The 19,620-nt window shown below is 74.7% G+C and carries 14 protein-coding genes and 2 pseudogenes; 10 read left to right on the forward strand and 6 right to left on the reverse strand.

Annotated features, from left to right (window positions below; all coding sequences use genetic code 11):
- Positions 1-86 precede the first annotated feature (86 nt).
- The gene (locus tag AC0VX6_RS09070; RefSeq protein ID WP_475468090.1) at positions 87-1,388 is read right to left on the reverse strand and encodes a M20 family metallo-hydrolase; all 1,302 of its coding nucleotides are present in this window, start codon (positions 1,386-1,388) and stop codon (positions 87-89) included.
- Positions 1,389-1,647: 259 nt separating this feature from the next.
- On the opposite strand from AC0VX6_RS09070, the gene AC0VX6_RS09075 reads away from it, so the two are divergent.
- A complete protein-coding gene (locus AC0VX6_RS09075; RefSeq protein WP_475468091.1) occupies positions 1,648-2,796 on the forward strand; it encodes a helix-turn-helix domain-containing protein in 1,149 nt (382 codons plus the stop codon).
- A gap of 136 nt (positions 2,797-2,932) precedes the next feature.
- Here AC0VX6_RS09075 and AC0VX6_RS09080 read toward each other — a convergent pair whose 3' ends face one another.
- Positions 2,933-3,160 (reverse strand): hypothetical protein, encoded by a 228-nt coding sequence (locus AC0VX6_RS09080; RefSeq protein WP_047870654.1) that lies wholly within the window; start codon positions 3,158-3,160, stop codon positions 2,933-2,935.
- Positions 3,161-3,462: 302 nt separating this feature from the next.
- The gene (locus AC0VX6_RS09085) at positions 3,463-3,972 is read right to left on the reverse strand and encodes a TspO/MBR family protein (protein WP_274977040.1); all 510 of its coding nucleotides are present in this window, start codon (positions 3,970-3,972) and stop codon (positions 3,463-3,465) included.
- Between the two features lie 114 nt (positions 3,973-4,086).
- Between AC0VX6_RS09085 and AC0VX6_RS09090 the strand changes: the two genes are divergently transcribed.
- The gene (locus tag AC0VX6_RS09090) at positions 4,087-4,866 is read left to right on the forward strand and encodes an alpha/beta hydrolase (protein ID WP_475468092.1); all 780 of its coding nucleotides are present in this window, start codon (positions 4,087-4,089) and stop codon (positions 4,864-4,866) included.
- Positions 4,867-4,935: 69 nt separating this feature from the next.
- On the opposite strand, the gene AC0VX6_RS09095 is transcribed toward AC0VX6_RS09090, so the two are convergent.
- On the reverse strand, positions 4,936-5,406 hold the full coding sequence (locus AC0VX6_RS09095; RefSeq protein WP_475468093.1) for a hypothetical protein: 471 nt from the start codon (positions 5,404-5,406) through the stop codon (positions 4,936-4,938).
- Positions 5,407-5,736: 330 nt separating this feature from the next.
- Between AC0VX6_RS09095 and AC0VX6_RS09100 the strand changes: the two are divergent.
- Both AC0VX6_RS09100 and AC0VX6_RS09105 read left to right on the forward strand, forming a co-directional pair.
- Positions 5,737-5,802: pseudogene (locus AC0VX6_RS09100) on the forward strand (helix-turn-helix domain-containing protein); the annotation flags it as partial.
- Positions 5,801-6,586, forward strand: a pseudogene (locus tag AC0VX6_RS09105) (RNA-guided endonuclease InsQ/TnpB family protein); the annotation flags it as partial. The pseudogenes AC0VX6_RS09100 and AC0VX6_RS09105, both read left to right, overlap by 2 nt.
- Before the next feature lie 260 nt (positions 6,587-6,846).
- Here AC0VX6_RS09105 and AC0VX6_RS09110 read toward each other — a convergent pair.
- Positions 6,847-9,129 carry a glycoside hydrolase family 3 C-terminal domain-containing protein gene (locus AC0VX6_RS09110; protein WP_475468095.1) on the reverse strand — a complete coding sequence of 761 codons (2,283 nt, stop codon included), beginning with the start codon at positions 9,127-9,129 and terminating at the stop codon, positions 6,847-6,849.
- 99 nt (positions 9,130-9,228) lie between these two features.
- Here AC0VX6_RS09110 and AC0VX6_RS09115 point away from each other — a divergent pair, with 99 nt between their 5' ends.
- Positions 9,229-9,987 carry a TetR/AcrR family transcriptional regulator gene (locus AC0VX6_RS09115; protein ID WP_475468097.1) on the forward strand — a complete coding sequence of 253 codons (759 nt, stop codon included), beginning with the start codon at positions 9,229-9,231 and terminating at the stop codon, positions 9,985-9,987.
- Between the two features lie 58 nt (positions 9,988-10,045).
- Here the strand turns inward: AC0VX6_RS09115 and AC0VX6_RS09120 are convergent, their stop codons facing one another.
- A complete protein-coding gene (locus AC0VX6_RS09120; RefSeq protein ID WP_475468098.1) occupies positions 10,046-10,474 on the reverse strand; it encodes a hypothetical protein in 429 nt (142 codons plus the stop codon).
- Positions 10,475-10,780: 306 nt separating this feature from the next.
- Between AC0VX6_RS09120 and AC0VX6_RS09125 the strand changes: the two genes are divergently transcribed.
- The 5 genes from AC0VX6_RS09125 (at position 10,781) to AC0VX6_RS09145 (ending at position 19,599) form a co-directional block, all read left to right on the forward strand.
- Positions 10,781-11,176 (forward strand): Fur family transcriptional regulator, encoded by a 396-nt coding sequence (locus tag AC0VX6_RS09125; protein WP_274977047.1) that lies wholly within the window; start codon positions 10,781-10,783, stop codon positions 11,174-11,176.
- A 532-nt stretch (positions 11,177-11,708) separates the two neighbouring features.
- A complete protein-coding gene (locus AC0VX6_RS09130) occupies positions 11,709-13,733 on the forward strand; it encodes an ABC transporter ATP-binding protein (protein ID WP_475468100.1) in 2,025 nt (674 codons plus the stop codon).
- Positions 13,730-15,469 (forward strand): ABC transporter ATP-binding protein, encoded by a 1,740-nt coding sequence (locus AC0VX6_RS09135; RefSeq protein ID WP_475468102.1) that lies wholly within the window; start codon positions 13,730-13,732, stop codon positions 15,467-15,469. Before AC0VX6_RS09130 ends, AC0VX6_RS09135 begins: the two co-directional genes overlap by 4 nt.
- 738 nt (positions 15,470-16,207) lie before the next feature.
- Positions 16,208-17,698, forward strand: a complete 1,491-nt coding sequence (locus tag AC0VX6_RS09140) for an ABC transporter substrate-binding protein (RefSeq protein WP_475468104.1) — start codon at positions 16,208-16,210, stop codon at positions 17,696-17,698.
- Entirely contained in the window at positions 17,698-19,599 is a 1,902-nt protein-coding gene (locus AC0VX6_RS09145) for an ABC transporter permease subunit (RefSeq protein ID WP_274977051.1), read from the forward strand. The genes AC0VX6_RS09140 and AC0VX6_RS09145 overlap by 1 nt, the downstream gene beginning before the upstream one ends.
- Positions 19,600-19,620 lie beyond the last annotated feature (21 nt).

The raw sequence follows: 19,620 nt of genomic DNA on the forward strand, positions 1-19,620 counted from the left end.
CGTGTTCCGCCCCGGACGCGGCGAGGGGCCCGCGCGACGTGCGCGGACCCCTCGGTGCCCTCCGGCTCAGCGTCCGGGCGCTGCGCTCACGCGCGTCCGGGCGTGTAGGACCCGTCGGAGGCCAGCTCGCCCGCGCCGAGCCGCCGGACCACGTCGGTGAGCACCGCCAGGCCCGCGACCAGGTCGGCGTCCTCGGTGTACTCGCCCTCGTTGTGGGACACGCCCCCGACCGAGGGCACGAAGAGCATGACCGTGGGCACGCGCTCCTTCATGTTGATCGAGTCGTGCCCGGCCACGGTCATGACCTCGTCGCTGCTCAGCCCCAGGCTCCGGGCGCTGGCGCGGGCCAGGGCCACGCCCTCGGGCTGGTAGGGGTTGACGCCCCAGGCGTGGGAGAGGGTCTGCTCCACGGTGACGGAGGCCGCCGCCTCGATACGGGTGACCTGCTCCTGGAGCAGCCGGTCGGCCTCGGCGAGCACCTCCTCGTCGTGCGAGCGCAGGTCGAGCAGCAGCTCGGCTCGCGAGGGCACCACCACCGGCGAGTTCGGGTAGACGTCGAGCTGCCCCACGGCCGTGTGCAGGACCCCGGGGAACCGGTCCGCCAGCTCGCGCGCGGCCACGACCAGCATGGAGGCGCCCACGAGCGCGTCGCGGCGGTCGGCCATCACGGTGGCCCCCGAGTGCGCCTGCTCCCCGTGGACGGTGACCGCGTACTTGCGCGCGGCCCAGCTCGCGCTGACCAGGCCGATCGTGGTGGAGGACTCCTCCAGGACGCGTCCCTGCTCGACGTGGATCTCGGCGCAGAAGGCCGCCTCGGGGCCGTCGCCCTCACCCAGGAAGCCCGTCGGGGCCAGGGCCTCGGCCACCGTGACCCCGTCCGCGTCGCGCGCGGCCAGCGCCGTCTCCAGCGGGAGCGCGCCGGTGTAGACGGCGCTGCCCATCATGGAGGGCGTGAAGCGCGAGCCCTCCTCGTTGAACCAGTTCACGACCGCGAGGTTGTACACGGGCGCGGGGGCTCCGGCGGCGGCGTCCTGCCCGGCGATCCGGAAGACGGCGTGGGCGGCGGCCAGCACGCCGTAGGCCCCGTCGTAGCGCCCCGCCGTGGGCTGGGAGTCCATGTGCGAGCCGACGACCACGTAGGGGGCGCCCGGCACCCGCTCCAGCAGGCCGAACTGGTTGCCGACGCGGTCGTAGACCACCCGCAGCCCCCGCTCGGTCAGCAGTCCCTCCAGCCACCGCCGCTGGGCGGTGTCGGGCCCGGTGGCGGCCTGCCGGTCGACGCCCCCCGACGGCGTGGCGCCGAAGGCGCTCATGGCCCGGAAGTCCTCCAGGAAGCGGGCGTCGGCGGATGCGGCGTCCTGCGACGGGCCCTGTTCGTATGCGGTCATCTCGGTGTTCCTCTCGGAGAACGTCGGGTCGCGGGGGGCCGGGCGTGGGCCACGTCCATCCTCGCCACGCGCCCCGCGCCGCTCAATCGTCATCCACACAAGATTCCCCGGGGGTGCTGTGCATGTGCACATAGACTCGGTGCCGGACGCTGAGCACGGATGCCGGATACCGGGCGCCGAACGCCGACGCTGGACGCCGCACGCCGAGCCCCGCTCACCGGACGCCGGAAGCAGTCGAGACGCACGAAGGGAGGCGGCCGTGACGGACCCCGCGGAGCAGGCCCCGCCCGCCGGCGAGCCCCGCTCCTGGGCGGGCATGGTCGAACTGCTCGCCGAGGACCGGGAGAACCTCGTCGAGGACTTCCTCCAGCGCCTGGCGGCCCTGGGCAACTACACCGACGGCATGGTCCCCGACTCCGACCTGCGCCAGAGCGCCACGGAGACCTTCGACATGCTCACCCGGCGGATCGCCGGAGTGCCCCTGCCCGACCACCTGCGCGACCTCTCCACCCGCCTGGGCGTGCGCCGGGCACGCCAGGGTGTGGCGCGCGAGCACCTGCTGGAGGCGGTCCGGCTCGACTTCCGCGTTCTCTGGGCGGGTCTGGTGCGCGCGGGCGGGCCCGGGTCCTCGCAGATCCTCGTGCTGCACGCCGAGGAGATCCTGACCACGGTCGAGCAGTACATCAGCGACGTGCAGGCCGCCTTCCTGGAGGAGCGGGCAGCGCTGGAACGCGACTCCCGGGCGGCGGCGGCCCAGGCGTTCTCCCGGCTGCTCAACTCCGGGAGCCGGGCCGCCGCCGTGGCCTCCGAGGTGGCGGGCACCCTGGGACTCCCCGAGCACGGGGCCTTCGACGTGGCCTTCGTCGTGCCGTCCCCGGAGCGGGAGCAGCGGCCCGCGGCCCGGGTCCGCGAACGCGGCGGTGGGCTGGCGTGGGAGTTCGACGACGGCGTCGCCCTGGTGCGCGAGACCGCACGGACGCCGTGGCCGGACTTGCCCTCGGGGGCCTCAGGGGGGCTGGTCGCGCGGGTGCGGGGGCTGGCGGCGGTCCCGGCCTCCGTCGAGGCGGCCCGCGTCCTGTCCGGCTACGCCGCGACCGGCGGCGGGTTCGTGCGCGAGGAGGACGTCTGGTCCGCCATCGCCCACGACCAGCTGCGCGGCCTCATCCCCGGTTTCGGACGCGACCGGGTGGAGCGCTTCGAGCGGCTGGACGGGGACAGCCGGGCGCGGCTGCTGGAGACGCTGGCCCACTACGCCGCGACCGGGTCGGTCAAGGCCACCGCCGAGGCCCTGTACTGCCACCGCAACACGGTGGTCAACCGGCTCCAGGCCTTCCGCGAGACCACCGGCCTGGACCTGACCGTCCCGGCCGAGGCGGCCCAGGCCCTGGTGCTGTTCTCGGGGCGTTAGCGCACGGACCGGCCGTACACAGAGCACGTGCGGCCCGGGAGGGGTTCCGGGCCGCACATGGCAACCTCCGTGCTCTGGCGCTCGTACTCCGACGCTGTCTGGGGGGTTGTTCCGAGGGAGGCGTGTGGGGACGCCGTTACTTCACGCTCACCGCCGTGAAGACCTCGGCCTTGTCTCCGTCCTCCTCCACGGTCTTTCCGGTGGAGGCGAAGTCGAAGGAGGCGTCCTCACGCTTGAACCGGTAGCTCTTCTGTGGGGAGGCCACCTTGGTGAAGGTCCCGTCGAGGTCGCGGATGCCGACGAAATCGACGGTGTCGGGCACGATCAGCTTGATGCGCTTCATGCTCGGCTGGATGATCCGCATGCTTCCTCTTTCTTTCTCGGTACTCCTCCTGTGTGACGGCAGCACTCTCCGTCTGGTCTCCAGGTCATTCCCCATAACGGAACGATAAAAATCAGGACAGCGATTTTCGTGTGTCCCGTGTCGCTCCGGCGGTGCGCGACGAATCCGGGTGAACGTGGCGAAAGGAGTGTGTGAACTGCGGGAACACCCTCTGGAAGCCGGGGCGGGGCCGGGTCCCGAATCGGGCGATCTGCCCAGGGCCACAAAGGGTCTTCTTCCCCGACCGAAACCCTCCATGGCGGGCGTCCGCGGCGTATAGGCCCTCAGCCGCCCGTGTTGAGCCACCAGACGGAGAGGTTGAGCGCGGTCGCGAACACCGTCCAGGCCCAGTAGGGCACCAGCAGGGCCGCCGCCCACCGGGACCGGCGGGCGAACAGCACGATGGTCGCCGTCAGCGCCGCCACCAGCAGGCAGATGTCGACCAGGGCCGCCCCGCGCAGACCGGCGGCGAAGAACAGCGGCGTCCACGCCGCGTTCAGCGCGAGCTGGACGAAGTAGAGCGTCAGTTCGGTGCGGGCGCCGCGCCAGCCGTGGCGGCGCCAGACCAGCCAGCCCGACACGGCGATCATGGCGTACAGCGTGGTCCACACCGGGCCGAACACCCAGGAGGGCGGGGCCCACGAGGGCTGGCGCAGGGCGGCGTACTCCGCGGCGGTGCCGGTGCTGGAGAGCACCCCGACGAGAGCGGCGGCGGTGACGGCGGCGGCGAACCCGACCAGGCCCAGCAGGGACGCGCGGGTGGAGGGGGTGTGCGAGGCGGCTGCGGCGGTCATGGCTTCTCCCGGGGGCGGCGGTCGGCTTCTGGTCGGTGCGGGCGCCCGGTCCGCGACCGTGTGCCTGTACCGCTACCTCCGCCCTTGCCTCACTAAACAAGTATCTTGGAAAGCGTGAAGAAAAAGAACCGGGAACGCGGCCGCGCCGCGAAGGCGCTGGGGATCGCCGCGCTCGCCCTGACGCTCCTGCTCGTCCTCGCGGTCGGCGGCTTCGCCGTCTGGGCGCTCAACCCCTACCAGGCGGAACCGCGGGCGCTGCGCGAGGCCGTCGCCGCCCCCGGCGTCGAGGTGGACGTGACCGACGACGCCGTGGTCGTCAGCTCCACCCACGCCCCGCCCGAGGCCGGAGTCGTCTTCTACCCGGGCGCGCGCGTCGCACCCGAGGCCTACGCCGCGCCCTGGGCGCTGATCGCCGCCGACACCGCCGTGCGTGTGGTCATCCCGAGGATGCCGCTGAACTTCGCGGTGTTCGACACCGACCGGGCCGACCGCGCCATCGCCGACCACGGCGACGGAGTCGACGCGTGGTACGTGGGCGGGCACTCGCTGGGCGGCGCGATGGCCGCCTCCCACCTCGGCGGACGCACGGACGACACGGTCGTCGGACTGGTCCTGTGGGGCTCCTACGCCGCGGAGGGCGCGGGCCTGGCCGGGCGCGAGGACCTCGCCGTCATCTCGGTCTCGGGCAGCCGTGACGGCCTGTCCGATCCGGCGACGGTCGAGGAGAACCGCCCGAACCTGCCGCCCGACGCGCACACGCACCAGGTCCAGGGGATGAACCACGCCCAGTTCGGCGCCTACGGGGACCAGCCGGGGGACCTGCCCGCCGACATCGGCGAGGCCGAGGCCCACCGCCGCCTCGCCGAGGTGACGGTCGACTTCCTGGACCGCTAGGCCCCGCACATGCCAGGAGCCCGTACCCCCGAGGCGGTACGGACTCCTGGCACGAGGGGGACACCCGCCTCACGCGGCGGCGGAGCGGGAGCCGCGCACCAGCACCACGGCGGCCAACAGGGCGTCCTCCGCCTCGTCCAGCGCGGCCTGGACGTGGTGTCCGTCCGGAGCCGAGTGCACCGCGATGAGCGCGTGCGCCGCGCACATCGCCGCCTCGGCCGCCGCACCCGGCCGTGAGGGGGCCGGGTCGGTCGCCCACTGCCAGTCGCTGACGGTCCGCTCCATCCTGCGGTACAGCAGGGCCTGACCCACCTCCCGGTCCTGTACCGCGTGGGCCCACGCGTTCGGCGCTCCCTCGGCGGGGCGCACCGTATCCGGACCGGCCTGGATCTCCGCCGCGGCGATCAGGCTCTGTGCGAGCGCGGGCACGTCCTCCTCGTGCGCGCCGCCGCTGCGGTGCATGGGATCGAACACGGGAGGGAGTCCCAGAGCGGTCAGCGCACGCACGATTGGTCCGGGGTCGCCGATACCCTGCGTCATCTCAACCTCCGGCTGTCTGCTTCGGCACATCTCCAGCCCTCTACCCAGTCATCGGCTACTTCCCGAACGCATTCCCAGCGTTTTCGTCGAAAAACTCGGAGGAGTGCTACGGAGGTGCAACGACACGGCCCCGGGCCGGGTTCCTACCGTCCGTCGCGAATCACGCGGATTCCGGGGGCGCCGGGGCCCTCCACCCGAGCCGATCCCGGGGAGCGGAGACCGCGGGCGGCGAAGGCTCACCCGGGGTCGCGCACCGCCCGCCGCCCTCACCACAATGTCGTAGGGCCCGACTACGGTGTGTGCTGGTTCGAGGGGAGGTGTTTTCTCATCATGCTGACGGGATTCCGGTACCGGCTCGCGCTCACTGACGAGCAGGCCGAGTCGTGTCAGGTCTATGGCGATATCTGTCGGGCGGTGTGGAACACCGGCCTGCACCAGCGCCGCGAGGCCGTGTCCCGTTGGCAGCGCGGCCAACGCCTGCCCTACTGCGGCTACCACCTCCAAGACCGAGGAGACCTGGCTGAAGGCCGCCCCCTCCCACATCCTCCAGCAGACCCTGCGCGACCTGGACCGGGCCTGCCGGGAGCACGGCACGTTCAAGGTGCGGTGGCGTGCCAAGGACCGGTGGAAGCCCTCCTTCCGCTTCCCCGACGGCACACGGATGAGCATTCAACGCCTGAGCCGCAAATGGGGGCGCATCAAGCTGCCCAAGCTGGGATGGGCGCGCTTCCGCTGGTCACGCGCGCCCCGGGGCACGGTCCGCTCCGCGACCATCTCGCGGGACGGGGCCCACTGGTATATGTCGCTGCTGTGCGAGGACGGCCACACCACCCCCGAGGCGCATGAGCGCCCCGGCAGCACGGTGGGCATCGACCGGGGTGTGGCGGTGGCGGTGGCCACCTCCGACGGCGACCTGCTCGACCAGGTGTTCCAGTCCCCGAAGGAGGCCGAGCGCGAACGCCGCCTGCGCCGCCGCCTGTGCCGCCAACGCCGGGGGTCGAACAACCGGGCCAGAACCAGGGCCGCCCTGTCCGCGTTGACCGGGCGGGTGCGGGCTCGGCGCGCCGATTTCGCCGCCCGGACCGCGCACGTGGTGTGTGCCAAGAACGCGGTCGTGGTGCTGGAGAAGCTCAAGACCAAGAACATGACCGCCTCGGCCCAAGGCACCACCCACGCGCCGGGTGTCAACGTGCGTCAGAAGGCGGGGTTGAACCGGGCGATCCTGGCCAAGGGATGGCACGGCCGGGCCCCGGCCGCCGTGGCGCACGAAGACGGTCGCGTCGCCGAGCGGGACGTGCTGGGAGGTGAAGCCCTCGAACATCGCCCCAGTATCCCCGCCGCTGCCCCGCCGGTACAGGGCCCGGCGCGGGCGGGGGCGGGGCAGGGCGGAGAAAGGACCGCCCGGGCGGCGGGAAGGGATTGCCCGGCCGGGCGGTCCGCTCAGTCCTCGGCGTTGATCCTCGCCACGAGCGCTTCGAGCTCGTCCAGCCCCGTCGGGCCGAAGCTCGCCAGGCGGCGGATCGGGATCGAGGCCATCATCCGCGCCATGTCCATCCCCATGGCGTTGTCGGAGCCCTCGGCCGCCGCCGGAGGTGTGAAGGCCCGGGCGAGGAGGGCAGCCGCCCCGGGGTCGGCCATGACCTCGCCCAGCGTGGAGTCGAGCGTCACCGGCAGGCGCAGCGCGTCGCCCTCGACGGCGACCGCCGCCGCGGCCCGCAGGTCGCGGCTCGAAGCGCCCGCCGACACCACGTACTCGCCGCCCTCGACCATCCAGCGGTCGGCCCGCACCTCCCAGTACGCCAGGTCCTCGCGCGACAGCAGGACGCTGACGCGCTCGCTGCCGCCGGGCTCCAGGGTCACGCCCGTGAAGCCCTTCAGCTCACGCGGCGCCCGCGACACGGCCGAGTCGGGCTTGGCGACGTAGAACTGCACGACCTCGCGTCCGGCCCGGTCCCCGGTGTTGGTCACGGTCAGGTGCGCGGTGATCCCGGCGCCGTCCTGCTCCAGTTCGAGGTCGGAGTAGGCGAAGCTCGTGTACGACAGGCCGTGCCCGAAGGGGAAGGCCACCTCCATGTCGCGGGCGTCGTACCAGCGGTAGCCCACGTACAGGCCCTCGCCGTAGAGCACGGCGGAGTTCTCCCCGGGGAAGTTGAGGTAGGCGGGGGTGTCCTGCAACCGGACCGGCACCGTCTCGCCCAGCCGCCCGGACGGGTTGACCCGGCCGAACAGCACGTCGGCGACCGCGCCGCCGCCCGCCTGGCCCAGGAGGGCCCCGTCCAGGACCGCGGGGGCCAGGTCGGCGACCGGGGCGAGCCGCAGCACGCCGCCGTGGGAGAGCACCACGACCGTGCGGGGCTGTGCCCGCACGACGGCCGCGAGCAGGTCGAGCTGTTCGGCGGGGAGTTCGATGTGCTCGCGGTCGAAGCCCTCGGACTCCTGGTGCTCGGCCAGGCCCAGGAAGACCACGGCGGTGTCCGCGTCGGTCGCGGCGCGCACCGCATCCTCGCGCAGCTCCGCGGCGTCGCCCGGCTCCGCGGCTCCCGGCGCGTCGGCGGCGTACCCGGCGGCGAAGGTGACCGCGCCGGAACCGGCCAGGGCGCGGATCTCCTCCAGCGGGACGTCCACGCGCGTGGGGTTCACGTGGGAGCTGCCGCCGCCCTGGTAGCGCGGGTTCCGGGCGAAGCCGCCGATCACCGCGACCGACCCGCCCGGCGCGAGCGGCAGGAGCGCGCCGTCGTTCTTGAGCAGGACGACGCACCGCGCGGCCACCTCGCGGGCGAGGGCGTGGTGGTCCTCGACCTCCCGCGCGCCGACCTCCGGGGCGCGTTCGGGATCCGCCGCGCGGTCCCGGCGGGAGCCGCGCGCCCTGGCGGCCAGCGCGGCCACGCGGGAGGCGGCCGTGTCCACGTCCTGCGCCGAGCAGGCCCCGTCCTCCACGGCCGCGAGGAGCCGCGCGTCGCTCGCGCCGCCGTCGCCGGGCATCTCCAGGTCCAGTCCGGCGGCGACCGCGGCGGGCCGGTCCTGCACCGCGCCCCAGTCGCTCACGACCACGCCGTCGAAGCCCCACTCCTGGCGCAGCACCGTGGTGAGCAGCCAGTGGTCCTCCGAGGCGTAGACGCCGTTGATGCGGTTGTAGGAGCACATCACGGTCCACGGGGCGGACGTGCGCACGACCTTCTGGAAGGCGCGCAGGTAGATCTCGCGCAGGGTGCGCGGGTCGACGTCGGAGCTGGAGCGCATCCGGTCGTGCTCGGCGTTGTTGGCGGCGAAGTGCTTGAGCGAGGCGCCCACTCCGGTGCTCTGGAGGCCGCTCACCCAGGCGCCGCCCAGGACGCCGGTGAGGACGGGGTCCTCGGAGAAGTACTCGAAGTTGCGTCCGCCGCGCGGGTCGCGCTTGATGTTGATCCCCGGGCCCAGGAGCACGTCCACGCCCAGCGCCCCGGCCTCGGCGCCCAGGGCCGTACCCACCCGTGCGACCAGGTCGGGGTCCCAGCTCTGGGACAGGCCGACGGCGGGCGGGAAGCAGGTCGCGGGCAGGCTTTCGGACAGGCCCAGGTGGTCGGTGGCACCGGCCTGTCGGCGCACGCCGTGCGGCCCGTCGGTGAGCACGAGCGAGGGGACGTCCCCCACGGCCTTGGTCGTCCAGAAGTCGGCGCCGCTGCTCAGTGAGGCCTTCTCCGCCGGTGTGAGCCCGCTGAGGTCGGGATTCGGGTCGTGGGTCATGGGTGCTCGCTCCTGTCCGGGGAAACGCGGTTCGGTGGCGCGTCCGTGCGAAAACAGTACGTCATGCGGTTTTCGCGCGGCAAGTGCTACAGTCGCGCCATGGCACGACGAGGCTCCTACGCGAAGGGCGTGGCCAAGCGCGGGGAGATCCTCGACGCGGCGCTCGCCGTCATCGGACGCGACGGGTACAGCCGCGCGACGGTGCGCGAGATCGCCGACGCGGTCGGACTCAGCCAGAACGGCCTGCTGCACCACTTCGGGAGCAAGGAACGGCTCTTCGTCGAGGTGCTGCGCCACCGCGACGAACTCGACGTGCTGGTCTACGGGGAGGGCGCGCGGCAGCGCTCCGGCGCCTTCGGCCGGGACTCCCGCGCCGATGGCGGGCCTCCCGGGGCCGTCGGCGAGCGTCGTGAGGCCGCCGACGAGCGCCCCGACATCGGAGAGTCACTGGTCCGGGTGGTCCGGCACAACGCCGAGGTGCCCGGCCTCGTGCAGCTGTACTCGCGCCTGTCCACGGAGGCCGTTGAGGAGGGGCACCCCGCCCACGGCTTCTTCCGGGAACGCTACGCCACGGGACGCGAGGCCATCGCGGCGGAGATCCGGCGCCTACAGGGGGAGGGGAAGCTTCCGGCCGAGCACGACGCCGACCGCCTGGCGGCCCTGGGCCTGGCCCTCATGGACGGCCTCCAGGTGCAGTGGTCCTACGACTCCGGCGTCGACATGGCCGACCACATGGCACACTTCCTCGGCCTCGTCGGCCTGCGGTCCGCCGGGCCGGACCCGGCGCGGGAGGGGCGGGTTTCCGGGGGCGCGGCCCCTGACGGCCCGGTTCCCGGGGGCTCCACCGCCGAGGGGTGACCCGGGCCCGTTCCGTTCGGGCCGCGGCGCCGGTGCCGCGCGCCGGGGCTCGGCGGCCTCAGGCGGACGCGCCGCCCAGGGAGTACCCGCCCTCCTCGGTCCAGGGAACCTCGGCGTCCTCGACCCGCACGCTCCAGCGCGCGTTCGGCAGGGCCCCGCGCAGCCGGGTGAGCGCCCCCAGGTAGTGCCGCAGCTGGCACAGGAGCGGTTCGACGCCGCAGGAGTGGTGCGGCAGCTTGCTGGAGCCCGCCAGCACCTCGCCCTCCGACAGGTGGCGGCCGCCGTACAGGAAGAGCCCCTCGAACACCTCCTCCGGCCGCCGGTGCGACTCGGGCACCTCGCCCGCGGCGTGCCACCGGGGCAGCAGCGCGGCGGCCTCCTCCATGAGCGCCCGCTCGCCCTCGGCGAGCGCCTCGGCGGCCAGGGCGTGCTCGTGCGCGTCCAGGGGGGTGGCGCGCGTGGCGCTGTAGTGGAGCGAGACGCCCATGGTCCTGCCTCCGCGGTGGGGAAGGGGAGTGTGCGGGACCGAGCGTAGGGCCGTGCGCCGACGTTCGGGTCCTCCTGGGACGGCCGCCGCTCGCTCGTAGACCTCGGGGGAGCGGATTCCGGTGCGGTTCGGGAGTTTTTGAGGTGATACTGGGGCGACCGTGGTACGGTTATGAAAATCATTTCCATGCAGTCTGTGTCACATGACCGGAGGCCCGTGACGTGTCTGGAGGCAGGCGACGGCGCCGCGCGCCGGGGGCGGCGGGCACGCCGTTCACCGTGAGGACCGACCGGACGGCGGCCTGAGATGCCCCGGGTGTCCCAGTACGACGACGTCGTCCTCAAGGCCCTGGGGCGGAGCACGCGTTTCCGCAGCTGCCAGGAGATCCACCTCGCCCTCTCCGGAGGAGGCTCCCGCGCCCGCAGGCCGCCCAGCCTGTCCACCGTCTACCGCACGCTCCACCGTCTGGCGGAGGAGGGCGTCCTCGACACCCTCCACTCGCCCGAGGGGGAGCGCCTCTACCGGCTGTGCAGGACCTCCTCCCGGCACCACCATCTGCTGTGCCGGGTCTGCGGGCGGGTGGAGGACATCGCGCAGGCGGACGAGTTGGGGAGTGTCGTCGAACGCATCCGCGAGGACAGCGGTTACCACTCCCTGGACTACTCCTTCGAGCTGTCGGGCGTGTGTCCGGGCTGCACCTAGGCAGCGCTCTCCGGGCCTGTGCCCTCCGGGCACGTGCTCTCGGCCCCGCGCCCGGGCGTCCGCACCGTTCCGACGGGCGGGGCCGGTGCGGGCGACGGGCTCCGGGCGGGGCCGGTCCGCCGACCACGGGCCGCCGGGCCCGCGCACGACCGCCTGAGCCGCACCCCCGCCGCACGGGACCACGCGATCGCCCCGGCGGCGGGGGTGCTCCCCGGCCCCCGGCCCAACACCCCCCGACCACGCCGCAGAACCCGGAGGACACCATTTCCGCCATCGACGACCACTCACCGGGGACCGGGTCCTTCGCCCCCGTCGGCCACCGGTACAGGGTCACCAGCACACCCGTTCCACGTGCGGCGCCGAACGGCCCGGACACCGCGCACGGCCCGGACCCCGCGCACGACGCCGTCGTCGACGAGTACGACCGGGAGGCCTTCGGCGTCCCGCGCCTCGCCGAGGAGCCCGGCCTGTCCGTGCGGCGCCCGCCCGGGACCGGCCGCGAGGCCGCTCCGGAGACCGGGGCGCTGGTCCGTTGAGCACCGCACAGGACACCTCCCCGCGCGCGCAGGCCGCGCCGGAGACGGGGACCGGGCGCGCGCCCTCCCCGCTCGACGTCCTCCTGGAGCCGGTCAGGGGGCGCGTCCGCGCGGCCGTGGTCCTCCAGGGCCTGGCCGGCGCGCTCGGCCTCGTCCCCCTGATCTGCCTGGCCGAGGCCGCGGCGGCGCTGCTGGTCGACGGGCCGACCGACGCCGCCCCGGTGTGGACGCTGGTCGCGGTCGCGCTGGCCGGAGCGGTCGCCGCCCTGGCCGCGGGCACCGCCTCCACCCTGGTCGGGCACCTGGCCGACAACGACATGCAGCTGTCCGTGCGGCGGGCCCTGGCCCGCCACCTGGGACGGGTCCCGCTGGGCTGGTTCTCCGGCCGCGGCTCGGGCCGGGTCAAGAAGGCCCTGCATGACGACATCGAGGACGTCCACTCCCTGGTCGCCCACACCCTGCCCGACCTGGCCGCCGTCGTGGCGGTTCCCGTGGTCGCCCTGGCCTACCTCGCCTCCGTTGACTGGCGCCTGACCCTGGTCGCGGTGCTGCCCGTGGCCGCGGGCGTGCTGCTGTTCGCGCGGGCCATGGCCGGGTCCATGAAGAAGATGGCCGAGTACGCCGAGGCGATGGGCGCGGTCAACACCGCGGCCGTGGAGTTCGCGGACGGCATCCAGGTGGTCAAGCACTTCGGCGGCCACCGCAGGGCCCACGAGCGCTTCACCCGGGCCGCCGACGCCTTCGCGGACTTCTTCGTCTCCTGGTCGCGCGCCACCACCCCGGCCACGGTCGCCTCCTTCCTGGCGCTGTCGGCGCCCACGGTCACCGTCACCGTCGTGGCGGCGGGGGCGGGCTTCACCGCCCTGGGCTGGAGCGAACCCGTCTCGGTGGCGGCCTTCGCCCTGCTGGCCCCGGCGCTGTGCGCGCCGGTGAACGTGATCGGCTCGCGGGTGCAGCAGATCCAGGCGGCGCGGGCCGCCGCCGGGCGGGTCCGCGACCTGCTCGCCACCCCGCCCCTGCCCGAGGGCTCCGGCGGGGGACCGCGGGGCGCCCGCGTGGTCTTCGACGGGGTGCGCTTCGCCTACCCGGCCCAGGACGGGGCCGAGGGGAGCGGGGCGGGTGGGGAGGTCCTGCGCGGTGTGGACCTGGTCCTTGAGCCGGGCACCGTGACCGCCCTGGTCGGCCCGTCCGGCGCGGGCAAGACCACCCTGGCCACCCTGCCCGCGCGCTTCGCCGACGTCACGGCGGGCGCGGTCACCGTGGGCGGGGCGGACGTGCGCGACATCCCCGCCGAGGAGCTGTACCGCACGGTCGGCTTCGTGTTCCAGGACGTGCGGCTGCTGCGGGAGACCGTGGCCGACAACATCGCCATGGGCCGCCCCGGGGCGGCCCGGGAGGAGGTGGAGGCGGCCGCCCGCGCCGCCCGCGTCGCCGAACGGATCGAGGCGCTGCCGCGCGGCTACGACTCCGTGGTGGGCGAGGACGCCGACCTGTCCGGGGGCGAGGCCCAGCGGGTCTCCATCGCCCGGGCCCTGCTCGCCGACACCCCCGTGCTGGTGCTGGACGAGGCCACCGCGGCCGTGGACCCGGTGTCGGAGGCGGATATCCAGGACGCCCTGAGCGAACTGGCCCGGGGCCGCACGGTCCTGGTGATCGCGCACCGGCTGGGCACCGTGGCCGGGGCCGACCTCATCGCGGTGATGGACGAGGGCCGCGTGGTGGAGCGCGGCACCCACGGTGAGCTGCTGGCGCGCGGCGGCCGGTACGCCGACCTGTGGCGCGCCCAGCACCCGCGGGACGGTGACGCGGACGCACCCGGCGGGGCCGCCCGCGAGAGCGGCGTGTCCGGGGCGGACGCCGGTGACGGAGGCGGCCCCGGTGCGGGCACCCGTGACGGGCAGGCCAGCGACGGCGTTCGTGACGGGGCCCTGCTCAACAGGGGCGTCCGGAACGGAGGCGCGTCCGAGGGGGACGCCCATGACGCGGACGCACGAGACGAAGAACCGGGAGCAGACCAGTGATCCGCGCCTTCCTCAAGGCCCTGGGCCCCGAGCAGGTCGGGCCCATGCGCGCGAGCCTCGCGCTCACCACCGTCGTCTCGGCCCTCCAGGGTGTGCTGTTCGCCCTCCTGGTGCCCGTGCTGTCCCACCTCCTGGGCCCCGACCCGGACCGGGCCTGGCCCTGGGCGGCTGTCCTGCTCGCCGCCACCGCCGTCTACGCGGTGCTGCGCGCGGGCAGCCTCCACCTCAACTTCCGTGTCGGCGGCGCGCTCTCGCGGGGCCTGCACCACCGGCTCGGCGACCACGTCGTCCGCCTGCCCCTGGGGTGGTTCACCGGGGGCCGGGTCGGGGAGCTCAACCGCCTCGCCACCGACGGCGTCTCCCGGGCCACCAACCTGCCCGTGCACCTGTACCCGCCCCTGGCCGACGCGGTGGTCACCCCCGTCGTCTCGGTCCTGGCCCTGTTCGTGTGGGACTGGCGGATCGCGCTCGCGGCCGCGGCCTGCCTGCCGCTGCTGTGGATGGTCTTCACCCTGTCCGGTGAGGCGGTGGGGCGCAACGACGCCGCTCGCGACGCCGTCACCGACGAGGCCGCCGACCGGGTGCTGGAGTACGCCCGCGCCCAGACCGTGCTGCGGGCCTTCGGCCGCACGGACACGGGCGGTCGGCGCCTGGACGCGGCGCTGGAGGCCGAACACGGCGCCGCCCGGCGCCTGCTGCTGCGCGCGGTCCCCGCCCTGCTCTGCTACTCCTTCGCGGTGCGGCTGGTCTTCGGCCTGCTCCTGGTGGCCACCGTGTTCCTCACTCTCGGCGGCACCCTCGACGCGCCCCTGGCGGTCGCGCTGCTCGTGCTCGTGGCCAGGTTCGTCCACCCCCTCTCCGGCGCGGCCGACCAGGGGGCCGCCCTGCGGATGGCGACGAACGTGCTCGACCGGATCAACGCCGTGCTGGAGGCGCGTCCCCTCCCCGAACCGGACGCGCCGGTGCCGCCCCGGGGCGCGGACGTGGAGTTCGACGACGTGTCCTTCTCCTACGACCCGGGCGGGCCCCGCGTCCTGGACGGGGTCTCCTTCCGGGCCGAGCCCGGGACGCTCACCGCCCTGGTCGGGCCCTCGGGTTCGGGCAAGACCACGGTGGCCCGGCTGCTGGCCCGCTTCCACGACGTCGACGCGGGCAGCGTGCGCCTGGGCGGGGTGGACGTGCGCTCGGTCGGCAGCGAGGAGCTGTCCCGGCACGTGGCGATGGTCTTCCAGGACGTGTACCTGTTCGACGCGAGCATCGCCGAGAACGTGCTCCTGGCCGACCCCGGGGCCGCGCGGGAGGACCTGGACCGGGTGGCCGCCGCCTCCGGCCTGGACGCGGTGGTGGCCGGACTCCCCGACGGGTGGGACACCCGCGTCGGCGAGGGCGGTGCCTCGCTCTCGGGCGGGCAGAAGCAGCGGGTCTCCATCGCCCGCGCCCTGCTCAAGGACGCGCCGGTCGTCGTCCTGGACGAGGCCTCGGCCGCCTTGGACGCGGAGAACGAGGCGCTGCTGACCGCGACCGCCGTCTCCCTGGCGCGCGAGCGCACGGTGCTCGTCATCGCGCACCGGCCCGCCACCGTGGCCGCCGCGGACCGGGTGGTCTTCCTCGACGCCGGACGCGTCGCGGAGGCCGGAACCCCGGCCGGACTCCTCGCCGCGGGAGGGCGCCACGCCGAGTTCGCCCGTGCGCGCGAGCGGGCCCGGGGGTGGAGGCTGACCGCCGAACCCTCCTGACCCGGAGCGGCCGTCCGACCGGCGCGGGTCGCCACCGGCACCGGATGCCACGCGACAGGAAGTCCCGTGCGACTCCGCCTTTTCCCTCGGCGGGTTCTTCTGGCATGGGTCTTCAGCGCGACGGTGCCGGGGGCTTGCGGGAAACACCGTGGGATCAGCCCGGAAATCCGGGCCGGCACCAGGGGGTGACTGTCCCTTGTCGTGGTTGCCGGATCGGGTTGCAAGCGCTGTTCAGGGGGTGGACTGGTTTACGGAATCATGCGGGGGCGTATCCGTTTCCGGCCATTTCCAGGAACCGGTGCGCGGTGGCGTGGAAAACGAGTGGTTCCGCCCTCGCGTGAATGCACGGGCGGGCGCGGTCCTCGCTGTCACCGAGGCGCCCGGACCGTCCGGCGGCGGAGGAGGCGCGCCGAGCCGCCGACCGCCGGGATCGGAACCGGGGAGGCGCGCGGGGGAGTGGCGGGCCTCACCCCCGTGCGTGGCGTGGGCCTCCCGCGCGGCACCCGGCCCGCCCGCGGCCCCGGTTGCCGAGCCCTCAGGACAAAACGGGTATCCCCTTCCACGCCGGGCTTCCGCGCCCCCCAGTGCGTCGGTCCGGCTGCCCCTGCGTCCTGCTTCGTCCCTGTTGGGCGGGGCGCGGGGGATCAATAATGAAAACGGTTGTCATATGCTGCTCTGGTCCGCCGAGGCGTCCGCGCACCGCGGCGGCCTCCCCGCCCCCGACCCGGAAGAACCGCCGTGCACCTGCGCAAGATCCCTCCCGGCGCCTGCCTGGCCGCCGCCTCCGCCCTCCTGCTGACCGCCTGCTTCCCCTCCGGCGGCGACACCGCCACCGCCGACGAGGAGGGGCGCATCGCGGTGGCGATGCTGCTGCCGCCCAGGTCGGCCCTGTCCCCGCTCACCGACGACGCCTTCAAGCTCTCGCGCTGGAGCACCGCCGAGACCCTCGTCGTCCTGGACGAGGTCGGCGACCCCCAGCCCGGCCTGGCCACCGAGTGGGCCCAGGTCGACGACACCACCTGGACCTTCACCATCCGCGACGGGGTCACGTTCCACGACGGCACCGAGCTGACCGCCGAGGTGGCCGCCCACTCCCTGGAGTACGCCGCGCAGGCCTCGCCCAAGCCGCGTATCCTCGACGGCGTCGAACTCGGGGTCGAGGCGGAGGGAGACACCGTCACCGTCACCACGGCCGAGGCCGACCCGCTCGTCCCCCAGCGCCTGTCCTCGCCGCAGCTGTCGATCCTGGCCGAGAGCGCCTACGAGGGCGACACGGTCAGCCCCGTCGGCACCGGCTCGGGCCCCTTCGAACTGGTCGAGGTCAACGGCACCACCTCCGCGAGCCTGGACCGCTACGAAGGCTACTGGGGCGAGGCCGCCCTGGCCCCGGGCATCGACGTCAGCTTCGTGCCCGACGGCACCGCCCGCGCCGCCGCCCTGCGCACCGGCGAGGCCGACATCGTCGAGGCCGTGCCCACCTCCCAGGCGGCTCTGCTCGACCAGGAGCTCATCACCGAGGTCCCGATGCCGCGCACCAACACCCTCTACCTCAACACCCAGGACGGGCCCTTCACCGAGCCCGGGCTGCGCGCCGCCGCCCGCGAGGCCATCGACCGGCAGGTGCTGGTGGACGGTGTCTACGAGGGGCGCGCGGACGCGGCCGAGGGACTGCTGGGCCCCGCGCTGCCCTGGGCCGCCGACCGCCCCGAACGCCCGGGGGCCGCCGAGGCCGCCGACCCCGACGGCGCCGCCATCACCTTGGCCACCTTCACCGACCGCCCCGAGCTGCCCGAGGTCGCCACCGTTCTGGAACAGCAGCTGGAGGAGGCCGGGTTCGAGGTCGAACAGGTCGTGCGCGAGTACGCCAACATCGAGGAGGACGCCCTCAACGGCGAGTTCGACGCGTTCATCCTCTCCCGCGCCACCGTCCTGGACTCCGGCGACCCCGTCGCCTACATGACGAGCGACTTCTCCTGCGACGGGTCCTTCAACATCGCCCAGCTGTGCGACGAGGACGTGGACGCGGCGCTGGAGGAGGCCGAGCGCACCCCCGCGGGCGACGAGCGGCGCGCCGCGATCCTGGAGGCCGAGGCGGCCGTGCTGGCCACCGACGCCGCCATCCCCATGCTGCACGAACGCGTCATCCAGGGCGACGCCGCCAACGTCGTGGACTCGGCCAAGGACCCGCGCGAGCGCCTGCTCGTCACCCCGCGGACCCGGCTGAACTGATGGCCGCAGCCGCTCCCGACCGCACCGGCGCCCCCGGTCGCACCGCGCCACCCGGCCACCCCGAGCCCCCCGGACGCACGGCCGCCCCCGACCGCGCCGGCGCCCGCGGGGCCGGGTGGCTCCTGCCCCTGGTCTCCCGCGTCGCCGCCCTGGTCCTGGTCACGGTCGTCGTCGGGCTCCTGCCCTGGCTGTCCGGACGCGACCCCGCCCTGTCGGTGCTGCGCGCCCGCTCGGCCGAGCAGGCACCCACGCCCGAGGTGCTCGACGCCATCCGCGAGGACCTCGGCCTGGCCGACGGCCCCGCGGTGACCCTCGCCCGCTGGTTCGGCGGCGTCCTCCAGGGCGACCTCGGCCGCTCCTGGGTCTCCGACGCGCCCGTGCTGCCCTCGGTCGTCTCGGCCATGGGCGTGTCCCTGACGGTCATGGGCGCCGCGCTCGCCGTCGCACTGCTCGTCGCGGCCGTACTGTGCGCTCCGACGCTGGTGCGCGGGGCGCGCGGCACCCTGCGCCCGGGCGGGTCGGGCAGCGGGGCCGCCGCCGCGATGCTCACCGCCCTGCCGGAGTTCCTCGTCGCCGTCCTGCTCATGGTCGCGCTCTCGGTGTGGCTGGGCTGGCTGCCGCCCTACGGCTGGCAGGGCCCGGTGAACCTCGTGCTCCCGGCGCTGGCGCTGGGCCTGCCCGCGGGCGGACTGCTGGGACGGCTGCTCGACGACGCGCTGCCCGCCGTCCTCACCGAACGCTGGGTGGGACTGTGGACGGCCTCGGGCTGCTCCCCGGCCTCCGTAGCCGCCGCGGCCCTGCGCCGGGCCACCCCCGCCCTCATCCCCCAGTTCGCCATGGTCGTCGTCGGCCTGACCGGCGGCGCCGTCGCGGTGGAGACGGTCTTCGCCGTCCCCGGGATCGGCCGCACCGCCCTGGGCGCCGCCCAGTCCCAGGACCTGCCGCTGCTCCAGGGCTCCGTGCTCGGCCTGGTGCTGCTCGGCACCTCCGCCGGGATCGCCGCCCAGGCCGCGCGCCGCCTCCTGCTGGGCCCCGGCCTGCACGACGCCGCCCTGACCCTGCCCCCGCCGCCCACCGCCCCCGCCGGGGCCGTGCGCCGCGCGGTCCCCGCGGTGTGCGCGGCGCTGATCCTGGCGGTGTGCCTGTGGGGCCTGACCCGCGACGCCATGACCGTCGAGGTGGCCCAGCGCCTCGCCGCCCCCTCCTGGGACCACCCCCTGGGCACCGACGCGGTCGGCCGCGACGTCCTGGCCCGGCTCGGGCACGGCGCCCTGGCCACCGTGGGCACCGCGGCGCTGGTGTGCCTGGCCAGCCTGGCCGCGGCCCTGCTGATCGGGTTCGTTCCCGCGCTGTCGGCGGGCGCCTCGGAGATGGCCAACGCCCTGCCCCCGGTGATCGCCGGAATCCTGGTGGCCGCCATCGCCGGGCCCGGACCCCTCGGCGCCGCCGTGGCCGTGGCCCTGGTCTCCTGGCCCCCGCTGGCCGCGCACACCTCCGCACTGGTCCAGGAGACGCGCGCGGCCGCCTACCTGACCGCGCAGCGGGCCCTGGGCGCAGACCCCCGCTGGATCCTGGTCCGGCACGTGCTGCCCGCGGTCCTGGGGCCGGTGGCCCGCCACGCCGTGCTGCGCCTGCCGGGCATCGCGCTGGCCATCGCCTCGCTCGGCTTCCTCGGCCTGGGCTCGCAGCCGCCCTCGGCAGAGTGGGGACTGAGCCTGTCGGAGTCCCTGGCCTACGTGGAGCGAGCGCCCCTGGCGGCGCTGGCCCCGGCCGCCATGCTCCTCCTGCTGGCCGCGTTCGCCGTCTCCTCGTCCACGCTTCCCCAGGGCTCGTGGACACCCCCGTGGCGCCGGGGTTCCCGGCCAGCCGCGACCGCACCGCCCCCGGGAGCCCTGACGTGACCCGCGAAGAAGGCGGGCTCC

The sequence above is a fragment of the Nocardiopsis sp. iso_25 genome, from assembly GCF_056173305.1.